This is a genomic window from Shewanella sp. 11B5, from assembly GCF_002836795.1.
Taxonomy (GTDB): Bacteria; Pseudomonadota; Gammaproteobacteria; order Enterobacterales; family Shewanellaceae; genus Shewanella; species Shewanella frigidimarina.
In genome coordinates this window covers 1-10,368 of sequence record NZ_PJAP01000224.1, presented here as the reverse complement: position 1 = coordinate 10,368, position 10,368 = coordinate 1, and the positions used below count along the sequence as shown (strand labels likewise).

The window sequence follows — 10,368 nt, the reverse complement described above, 5'->3', positions numbered from 1 at the left end:
TAAGTAGCAAGTCATGTTGTTGCACTTCGGCGGATGCGTCAGTTAATAACGACACACGATGCACGCTTGAACTGTTGAGTCTAAAGCCGCTCACGAGGCCCCAAGGTGAATATGGGTCGGCGCTGTTTATGGCCAGCGCTTTTGCCGCTTGTTTACGTGACAGCACTTGAAAAAGTCCTGCTAGTGCTAACGCAGTATCTGCTTCAATAGCTGCGTCACCAATTAAGGTGTCGCCATAACGCTCAATAAAGTCAGTACAGAAGTCTGCCGCAGCAAAGGCTGGGTGTTCAGCAATGTTGGCTAAAAACTCGATGTTATGTTTAAGGCCACTGATTTGGTATGACTCAAGTGCGTGTACTAAACGTTGTAGTGCGCGAGGGCGCGACTCATCCCATACAATCAGCTTGGCGATCATCGGGTCATAAAAGTTACTGATGACATCGTTTTCACGAATACCTGAATCGATACGCACGTGACGATTTTGTTCTGGTTCACGTAAAAAATTGAGCTTACCGCTGGCAGGTAAAAATTCGTTTTGTGGATCTTCAGCGTAAATTCGCACTTCAAATGAGTGGCCATGAATACGCACTTCATCTTGGCGCAGTGGTAATTCACCACCACTGGCGACAACTAGCTGCCATTTTACTAAGTCTTGGCCAGTCACCATTTCGGTAACCGGATGCTCTACTTGCAAACGGGTGTTCATTTCCATGAAGTAGAAACTATTATCGGTATCGAGTAAAAACTCAACGGTGCCCGCGCCAACATAATCGATGGCTTTGGCGGCAGCAACGGCGGCGTTCCCCATTTGAGCTCGTAGTTCGTCTGACAAACCGGGTGCTGGCGCTTCTTCAACCACTTTTTGATGGCGACGTTGAATTGAGCAGTCACGGTCAGATAAGTAAATAGCGTTGCCTTGAGTGTCGGCAAACACTTGCACTTCAACATGACGTGGTTGACGTAGGTAGCGTTCCATTAACAGTTTGTCATTGCCAAATGACGAGCTGGCTTCACGGCGTGCGGATTTAATAGCTTCAAGAATTTCACCGTCGTTTTCAACGATGCGCATTCCTTTACCACCACCACCATAGGCAGCTTTAATCAGTAACGGGAAGCCAACCGCTTTGGCTTCTGCTATTAATGTAGCATCCGTTTGATCGTCGCCATGATAACCCGGCACTAAGGGGACATTGGCTTTTGACATGATGTCTTTGGCGGCACTTTTGCTGCCCATAGCATCAATCGCATCGCTACCAGGCCCGACAAAGGCGATACCATTTTGCTCACATTTACGGGCAAACTCGGCATTTTCAGACAAAAATCCGTAACCTGGGTGAATGGCTTCTGCGCCCGATTTTTTAGCGATGTCGATAATTAAATCAGCTTTTAGATATGAGTCTGCCGGGGCGCTGCCGCCTAGGTAAAACGATTCATCTGCCATGGCCACATGGCGGGCATCTTTGTCTGCATCGGAATAAAGGGCAATGGTGCGAACACCCATGGTTTGAGCCGTTTTAATAATACGGCAAGCAATTTCACCACGGTTAGCAATCAGTAATTTGGTAAACATTATTGGGCTCCTTGTGGATCAGATTTAGCGGTTTGCCATGTAGGCGTACGTTTTTCAAAGAAAGCATTAAGGCCTTCTTGACCTTCATCTGATACACGAATACGAGCAATTTGCTCGCTGGTAAAATTGAGCGTAGCCTCGTCTATCACGCCGTTTTCTAAATGCGATACGAGATTTTTTGCCCATGCCATGCCCTGAGGACTGTTGGCATTAAATGCGGCGATAAAAGGGGCTGCGGCTGAATCTAAGTCGTCGTTAACTTCGTGAATGACTTGATGAGTTAAGGCTACGTCAGCACTAAAGCGTTCAGCGGTCAGCATAAAGCGGCGTGATTGGCGATTACCCATGGCACGAATCACATACGGACTTATCACAGCAGGGATAAGCCCTAATTTCACTTCGCTTAAACAAAAACTGGCGCGAGTGTTGGCAATGGCAATATCGCAGCAGCAAATCAGCCCTAATGCACCACCAAAGGCTGCGCCTTGTACTAAGGCAATAGTGGGTTTTGGAAACTTGTCTAACACATGCATCAGTTTGGCAAGCTGGTGGGCATCAGTGAGGTTTTGGTCAAAGTCCATTTGTGCTTGTTTGCGCATCCAATTGAGGTCGGCGCCAGCACTGAAGTTTTTGCCATTAGCACGTAATATCAACATATTGCATTGACTGTCTTTGGCAAAGTGTTCGATAGCCTGGATCATCTCGCTAATCATCACTTCATCAAAGGCATTATGTACTTCAACTCGGTTTAAAATGAGCTCTGCCACCCCTTGTTCTAGGCGGCATTCAATGAACTTATATTGGTTTGATAACATTATTTATGACTCCTTAATTAGCTGAATTAACCGCACAATTACATGCGGAACACCCCAAAGCGGGTATCTTCAATAGGAGCATTTAATGCTGCCGATAAGGCTAAGCCGACCACGTCACGCGTTTGTGCCGGATCAATAATGCCATCATCCCAAAGTCGGGCACTGGCATGATACGGATGACCTTCTTTTTCGTATTGCTCAACAATGGGTTTACGGAAGGCTTGCTCATCTTCTGCAGACCATTCGACGCCTTTTCTGGCTAAACCATCGCGGCGCACTGTGGCTAATACGCCAGCAGCCTGTTCGCCACCCATTACCGAAATACGGGCGTTAGGCCACATCCACATCATGGTCGGTTCAAATGCGCGACCACACATGCCGTAGTTACCCGCGCCATAACTGCCACCGATAATCACGGTAAATTTAGGCACATTGGCACAAGATACTGCGGTTACCATTTTGGCACCATGTTTAGCAATGCCTTCGTGTTCGTACTTTTTACCCACCATAAAGCCGGTAATATTTTGCAGGAATAACAGCGGAATTTTACGTTGGCAACACAGTTCAATGAAGTGAGCGCCTTTTTGCGCCGACTCCGAAAACAAAATGCCGTTATTGGCCACAATACCGACAGGATAACCGTGAATACGCGCAAAACCACACACTAAGGTTGCACCATAGTTGGCTTTAAATTCGTCAAAATCAGAGTCATCAACCACACGGGCAATGACTTCTTTTACATCAAACGGCTTTTTAAGATCCGTACCGACAATGCCGTACAATTCATGGATATCGAACTTAGGTGGTTTGACTGGGCTTAATAAGCTTTTGATTTCTTTTTGATGATTAAGACGCAATACTGCACGGCGAGCAAGCTCAAGCGCGTGGTCGTCATTTTGCGCTAAATGATCGGCAACACCCGATATTTTAGTGTGAACTTCTGCACCGCCAAGCTCTTCTGCGCTGACTTCTTCACCGGTAGCCGCTTTCACTAAAGGAGGACCAGCTAAAAAGATGGTGCCTTGATCTTTAACAATAATTGACTCATCGGCCATTGCTGGAACGTAGGCGCCGCCTGCGGTACACAAGCCCATGACGACTGCAATTTGCGGAATACCTTTGGCTGACATTTGCGCTTGGTTATAAAAAATTCTGCCGAAATGATCGCGGTCTGGAAATACTTCATCTTGGCGAGGTAAATTCGCGCCACCAGAATCGACTAAGTAGATGCACGGTAAGTGGCAACGGCTGGCGATGTCTTGCGCGCGTAGATGCTTTTTAACGGTAATGGGGTAGTAAGTGCCGCCTTTTACGGTGGCGTCGTTGGCGATAATCATGCACTCAACACCACTGACGCGGCCGATACCAGCAATGACGCCTGCGGCTGGAACTTCTTCGTCATAGACTTCGTAAGCGGCAAATTGCGATATTTCTAAAAAAGGTGAGCCCGGGTCGAGCAGCTTTTCAACGCGCTGGCGTGGCAATAATTTACCACGAGATAAATGGCGCTCTAAGGCGACAGGGCCGCCACCTTGTTCGATTTTTTTTAGTTTTTGTTGAAGATCATCGACCAATAACGCCATGCTGTCTGACTTGGCTTTAAATTCGTCACTGCGAGGATTGATACGGCTGCTCAGTTGCGTCATTTCTATATCCTTAATGAAGCAAAAAATAGGAGGGCTTGATTAAGGCGACACGGCACGCTTGATATGTCGCCTTCGTGATGCAAATACTGGTTATTTTGATTCGTTAAACAGCTCACGACCAATTAACATACGGCGAATTTCAGAGGTGCCTGCACCAATTTCGTAAAGCTTAGCATCACGTAATAAACGCCCAGTTGCGTATTCATTCACATAGCCATTTCCGCCCAGTAATTGAATCGCATCCAAAGCCATTTTAGTGGCCAGTTCTGCACTGTATAAAATCGCACCAGCGGCATCTTTACGGGTGGTTTCACCACGGTCACAAGATTTAGCCACACTGTAAACATAAGCGCGGGCAGCGTTCATACCCGTGTACATGTCGGCTAACTTGCCTTGCACCAATTGGAATTGACCAATCGATTTACCGAATTGTTCGCGTTCATGAATGTAAGGCACCACTATGTCCATACAAGCAGACATAATGCCTAATGGGCCACCAGACAAAACAACACGTTCGTAATCAAGGCCACTCATTAACACTTTTACGCCATTATTGAGGCCGCCTAAGATGTTATCTTCTGGTACTTCACAGTCTTCAAATACAAGTTCACAGGTGTTTGAACCGCGCATACCTAGCTTGTCTAATTTTTGTGCTTGAGTAAAACCTTTAGACCCACGTTCAACGATAAACGCAGTAATGCCATGTGCACCTTTTTCGATGTCGGTTTTGGCGTAAATAACATAGGTGTGGGCATCAGGACCGTTGGTGATCCACATTTTATTGCCGTTAAGGATGTAGCGGTCACCTTCTTTGCGAGCATTCAGTTTCATTGAAACCACATCTGAACCGGCATTAGGTTCGCTCATCGCTAGTGCACCAATGTGTTCGCCACTGACAAGCTTTGGTAAATATTTTGCTTTTTGAGCGTCATTACCATTACGGTTAATTTGGTTTACACATAAGTTTGAGTGAGCGCCATAACTTAACCCAATAGAGGCTGATGCGCGGGAGATTTCTTCCATTGCGACAACGTGCGCAAGGTAACCCATGTTGGCTCCACCATATTGTTCATCAACAGTGACACCTAATAAGCCCATATCGCCAAGTACTGGCCATAATTGATTAGGGAACTCATTGTCGATATCGACTTGGGCGGCCATAGGCGCAATTTCGTTGGTGGCAAAACCACGAACGGCGTCACGTAACATGTCAACATCTTCACCTAAACCGAAGTTTAAACTGGTATATAAATCGCTCATTTTCATGTGTCCTGTTGAATTTTTTATGGTCTGGTAAAACATTTGCTGCCAACGCTTTATGGTTGCGTTTTTGGCAGTGGGGCAAAGCTATTGGCTGAATTGAGTCAGCCAGTTATTTTTTGTTGTTATTTGGCTTTCTTAGTCGAATTGTCGGCTAATGCCGCTTTGCACTGTTGTTCGGCTGAATTTAGCTCCATTAGCACGACTTTAATGTCGTCCATTTGTTGTTGAAGAGCTGATTTTTTCTCGTTCACTAAATCAAGCATAGTTTGTAGTTGAGTTGAGCTGCTTTTATCCGCGTCGTAAAGTTCAAATAAACGTCGTGTTTCTGCTAACGAAAATCCAAGGCGTTTGCCGCGTAAAATAAGTTTTAAGCGCACTCGGTCTTTCAGGCTGTAAATTCGGTTTTGCCCGCGACGCTTAGGTTTAATCAAGCCTTGGTCTTCGTAAAAACGAATACTGCGGGTGGTGATATCAAATTCTTTTGATAAGTCACTGATTGAATATGTTGATTGAGGAATGTGGGTTGTGCTCATCATGTCACCAAAAGTGTTTCTTTTGATGCAAGATATATGAAGTTTACGTAAAGGTAAAGTTTGGTGCGGTTGTTTCAGCTTTTAAACTGTGGATATTGTGTTAATTTTGCTTGCCACTTATACCATGATTATACCTTAACCACCTGTTCTGTTTTGTATTTTTTTATATTTATCATTTGTACTGCTTAAGTTAAACACTCGATTGAAATTAAAGGTGTTTCTCGCATTATGTAACGCTATTATCCCTTGGTCTAATAGGGCTATTTGATAAATTCTGCTCATAATCAATTTAATGAACGCTGATTAACGGAGAACAATATGGCTGAGTTAGGACTATCAATGCACGCACAATCGATAGCCGAGCCTGAAGTATTTTGGCAACAAGCGGCAAAATCCATTCATTGGGATGTTGCGCCAAAAAAGGTATTAGATGACAGCGACAAACCGTTTTATCGTTGGTTTGCTGATGGTAAGATGAACACCTGCTTCAATGCCGTTGATCGCCATGTATTAGCTGGGCGAGGCGAGCAAACTGCAATTCACTATATTAGTCCCGTGACGCACAACGAATACTCTATTAGCTATCAATCTGTGTTGGCTCAAGTTAAACGCTTGGCTGGATTAATGGTGTCTCTTGGCGTCGAAAAAGGCGACCGAGTAGTTATTTATATGCCAATGGTGCCAGAAACCGCCTATGCCATGCTGGCATGTGCACGGATTGGTGCAATTCATTCTGTGGTGTTTGGTGGTTTTGCCGCCAATGAGCTTTCGACTCGCATTAACGATGCAAAACCCAAGTTAATTCTGTCTGCTTCATGCGGTATTGAGCCTTCTGGTGTCGTACCGTATAAGCCTTTACTCGATGACGCATTATCCCAAGCACAACATCAAGTAGATCATTGCATTATTTTAAATCGTACAGAATATCAAGCACAACTACAGTCACCAAGAGATCTGGATTGGTACAATTCACTGGTGGGTGCGCCTGACGCTGATTGCGTGTCGCTCGATGCGACCGATCCTTTATATGTTTTATATACCTCTGGTACCACTGGCCAACCAAAAGGTGTCGTGCGCGACAATGGTGGCCATGCAGTCGCATTAGCATGGTCGATGAAACACATTTATGACATTGGTGTTGGCGATGTTTTTTGGGCGGCATCTGATGTTGGCTGGGTGGTAGGGCATTCATATATTGTTTATGGGCCATTGCTTGTGGGTGCGACGACCATAATGTACGAAGGTAAGCCTATTGGTACTCCCGATGCAGGTGCATTTTGGCGTATTATCGAACAAAAAAATGTTCGTAGCTTTTTTACCGCCCCCACCGCTATTCGTGCCATAAAACGAGAAGATCCTGACGGCGAGTTTATTAAACAATTTGATTTAACTTGTCTGAAGCAAATGTATTTAGCGGGGGAGCGTTGCGATCCTGACACCTTAAATTGGAGTCAGCAGCAGTTAGGTAAACCTGTAATTGATCATTGGTGGCAAACCGAAACCGGTTGGCCAGTCGCTGCAAATTTGATGGGCACCGATCCGATAGAGATTAAAGCCGGATCGCCTGCGCGCGCAGTACCTGGATACCAAGTGGAAATTCTTGATGCTATGGGGCAACAAGTGGCTCCTAATGAAAGTGGTAATGTGGTGATAAAGCAGCCTTTACCACCAGGCACATTAACGACCTTGTGGCAAAATGATAAACGCTATATTGACAGTTACTTGTCTATGTATCCTGGTTATTACTTAACTGGAGATGCTGGTTACGTCGATGAAGATGGTTATTTATACATTATGAGCAGAATTGATGACATCATAAATGTTGCCGGACACCGTTTATCTACCGGTCGATTTGAAGAGGTCTTATGTCAGCATGAAGCCGTTGCTGAGGCTGCGGTAATTGGTGTGCAAGATAAACTGAAAGGCCAGGTGCCGCTTGGATTAGTAGTTCTTAAAAATGGCGTTACCTTATCAGATGAAGCTCTTTATAAAGAGTTACTTGCACTGGTACGTCATGAAATTGGTCCCGTGGCTTCATTTAGGTTAGTCAGTGCTGTGCAAAAGTTGCCTAAAACTCGCTCTGGAAAAATATTACGAGCCACAATGCGTAAAATTGCTGACAATCAAGAGTACACCATGCCAGCAACGATTGAAGACCCACAAACCTTGGATATTGTTCGCAATGCGTTGACTAGAATGGGTTATGCTAATGCACTAACTACTGAATTAACATGATGTTACTCTTCAATAATTAACCGTAGTATAAGACGCGGTGATTGTTAATCGAAACCATAAAAAACCAGTGTTTTTATGGTTTTTTCTATTGTGACAAGATGTTATCTCCTAATAAACAGATTGAGCATACATTGTAAAAAACAGCGTTTCCGCGTTTTGTGACTGGTAATTTAGTTACAAGAATCGCTATAATTGCCACCCAAATGGATTCGCACTACGCGATTAATCTCTGTGACCTGTGGAAACATACACTATGAATAACCACACCCAACAATCTCACGTCGGCGTTATCGGCCTTGGTGTTATGGGCAAGAACCTCGCATTAAACATTGCTGACAACGGCTACCATGTTGCAGTTTTCGATTTAGATACTCCAAAAGTCAACGCCGCTGTGGCTCAAGAAGAAAGTGAGCGCAAAGCAGGTACGGCACCGCGCATGCAGTCATGTAATAATCTTACAGAAATGCTGGCTAAATTAGTTGAACCTCGAGTGATTGTTTTATCTGTGCCTGCTGGTGGGCCTGTTGACGGTGTGTGTAAATCGTTAATCGAAGCTGGTATTGAAGCCAATGATATCGTTATTGATACGGGTAACAGCCTTTGGACCGATACGGTAGAACGCGAAGCACGTTATAAAGATAAGTTTGTTTTCTTTAGCTCTGCAGTGTCTGGTGGCGAAGTAGGTGCACGTTTTGGTCCATCGCTAATGCCTAGTGGAGATGAAAAAGCATGGCGTTATGTCGAACCAATTTGGAAAGCCATTGCTGCTAAAGTGGATTCTGTAACAGGTTTACCGATTGAGCGTTTTGAGCCTGGCAATCCAGTAACCGAAGGTGAGCCATGTACGACTTATATTGGTCCTGCTGGTTCTGGTCATTACGTTAAAATGGTTCATAACGGCATTGAATATGCGGATATGCAACTTATTTGCGAAGCTTACCAGTTACTCAGTGACGGCTTAGGCATGTCTGCCCATGACATCGGTGATGTGTTCAATGGTTGGAATAAAGGTATTCTTAACAGTTACCTTATGGGGATTAGTGCTGAAGTCTTACAACAAGACGATCCCTTAACTGGCAAGCCGTTAGTTGAAATGATTTTAGATAAAGCAGGCCAAAAAGGCACTGGTTTATGGACTGCAGTGAGCAGCTTGCAAATTGGTTGCCCAGCGCCAACGATTGCAGAAGCTGTTTATGCACGCGCAGTGAGTACTCAGAAAAACTTGCGTATGCAGCTAAGCTCGAAGTTAGCAGGACCTGCACCAGTCAGTTTTAGTGATGCTGAAAAAGCTGAGTTTATTGCTAACCTTGAAGATGCATTATATTGCGCTAAAGTGTGCTGTTATGCTCAAGGTTTCCAGTTGATGGCGATGAATGCTAAAGAGCAAAATTGGTCTTTAGATTTTGCTGAAATTGCTAAAATTTGGCGAGCGGGTTGTATTATTCGAGCGACATTCTTGCAGTCTATTACTAAGGCTTATCAAGAAGATGCAAACCTAGCAAACTTATTAATGGCCGACACTTTTAGTCAGACATTGTCGCAAAAACACCTTAACTGGCGTAAAACGGTTGCAGCCTCTGTTATGCAAGGCATTCCTGCACCTTGTATTAGTTCGGCTATTGCCTATTACGACAGTTACCGCTGTGAGACATTACCCGCTAATTTATTACAAGGTCAGCGCGACTTTTTCGGTTCACATACTTTTGAGCGCACCGATAAGCCCGCTGGTGAGAAATACCATTTAGATTGGAGTGCAAAACAACGCACTTTGTCTAAGGTGTAATTACGCTTACGTTAAAAAAGGCGCTTCATTTTACAATGAAGCGCCTTTTTTATTTAGCTAAGGAAAATGGTTAGGTCAGCGAAAAGTACAATCCAATGCTAAATAAGACGCTAAAAATCATCGTCAATTTAGCTGTTTGTCCAAGGATCGGATTTAATGCTTCACCTGAGTTATCGTAAAATTCGCGGCTGAGATTACGCGCAATGATTAATGATGCTCCCGATAATAATACAGGTAATCCATCGAGTGACCCGAGCAAAAATCCCGCGATAATGATACCAAATGGTAAATAGACAAAACTTTGGTACAACACTTTAGCTTGTGCTTCACCAATTCGTACCGCAAGGGTATTTTTACCTGCTTTAGTGTCGGTAGAAATGTCTCTAGTATTGTTGACCAGCATGATGGCCGCATTAAAAAAGCCAATAGCACAGCCTAGTAACCACGCTGTCATGGTGGTGGTGCCTGCTTGTAAATAGTAACTGCCAACAACGGCGACTAAGCCGAAAAATACAAATGCAGC

General features: G+C 44.5%; 8 protein-coding genes. 2 read left to right on the top strand and 6 right to left on the bottom strand.

The features are described 5' to 3' along the window. The 5 genes from CXF78_RS02170 to CXF78_RS02150 all read right to left on the bottom strand — a co-directional run. Positions 1-1,570, bottom strand: a 1,570-nt coding sequence (locus tag CXF78_RS02170) for an acetyl-CoA carboxylase biotin carboxylase subunit (protein WP_102035841.1), incomplete at its 3' end; no start/stop codon positions are given. Next, positions 1,570-2,385 carry an enoyl-CoA hydratase-related protein gene (locus CXF78_RS02165; RefSeq protein WP_102035840.1) on the bottom strand — a complete coding sequence of 272 codons (816 nt, stop codon included), beginning with the start codon at positions 2,383-2,385 and terminating at the stop codon, positions 1,570-1,572. The genes CXF78_RS02165 and CXF78_RS02170, both read right to left, overlap by 1 nt. A 38-nt stretch (positions 2,386-2,423) precedes the next feature. Further along, complete coding sequence (locus CXF78_RS02160; RefSeq protein WP_102035839.1) at positions 2,424-4,031, bottom strand: carboxyl transferase domain-containing protein; 1,608 nt, start codon at positions 4,029-4,031, stop codon at positions 2,424-2,426. Positions 4,032-4,121: 90 nt separating this feature from the next. Further along, positions 4,122-5,291 carry an isovaleryl-CoA dehydrogenase gene (locus CXF78_RS02155; protein ID WP_102035838.1) on the bottom strand — a complete coding sequence of 390 codons (1,170 nt, stop codon included), beginning with the start codon at positions 5,289-5,291 and terminating at the stop codon, positions 4,122-4,124. Positions 5,292-5,416: 125 nt separating this feature from the next. Beyond that, on the bottom strand, positions 5,417-5,827 hold the full coding sequence (locus CXF78_RS02150; RefSeq protein WP_102035837.1) for a MerR family transcriptional regulator: 411 nt from the start codon (positions 5,825-5,827) through the stop codon (positions 5,417-5,419). Positions 5,828-6,145: 318 nt separating this feature from the next. Here CXF78_RS02150 and CXF78_RS02145 point away from each other — a divergent pair, with 318 nt between their 5' ends. Next, positions 6,146-8,062, top strand: coding sequence for a propionyl-CoA synthetase (locus tag CXF78_RS02145; RefSeq protein ID WP_011638174.1), 1,917 nt, complete (start codon positions 6,146-6,148; stop codon positions 8,060-8,062). Between the two features lie 253 nt (positions 8,063-8,315). Continuing rightward, positions 8,316-9,845 carry an NADP-dependent phosphogluconate dehydrogenase gene (gene gndA, locus CXF78_RS02140; protein ID WP_102035836.1) on the top strand — a complete coding sequence of 510 codons (1,530 nt, stop codon included), beginning with the start codon at positions 8,316-8,318 and terminating at the stop codon, positions 9,843-9,845. 70 nt (positions 9,846-9,915) lie between these two features. Here the strand turns inward: gndA and CXF78_RS02135 are convergent. Further along, positions 9,916-10,368, bottom strand: a 453-nt coding sequence (locus tag CXF78_RS02135) for a prenyltransferase (RefSeq protein ID WP_180957029.1), incomplete at its 5' end; no start/stop codon positions are given.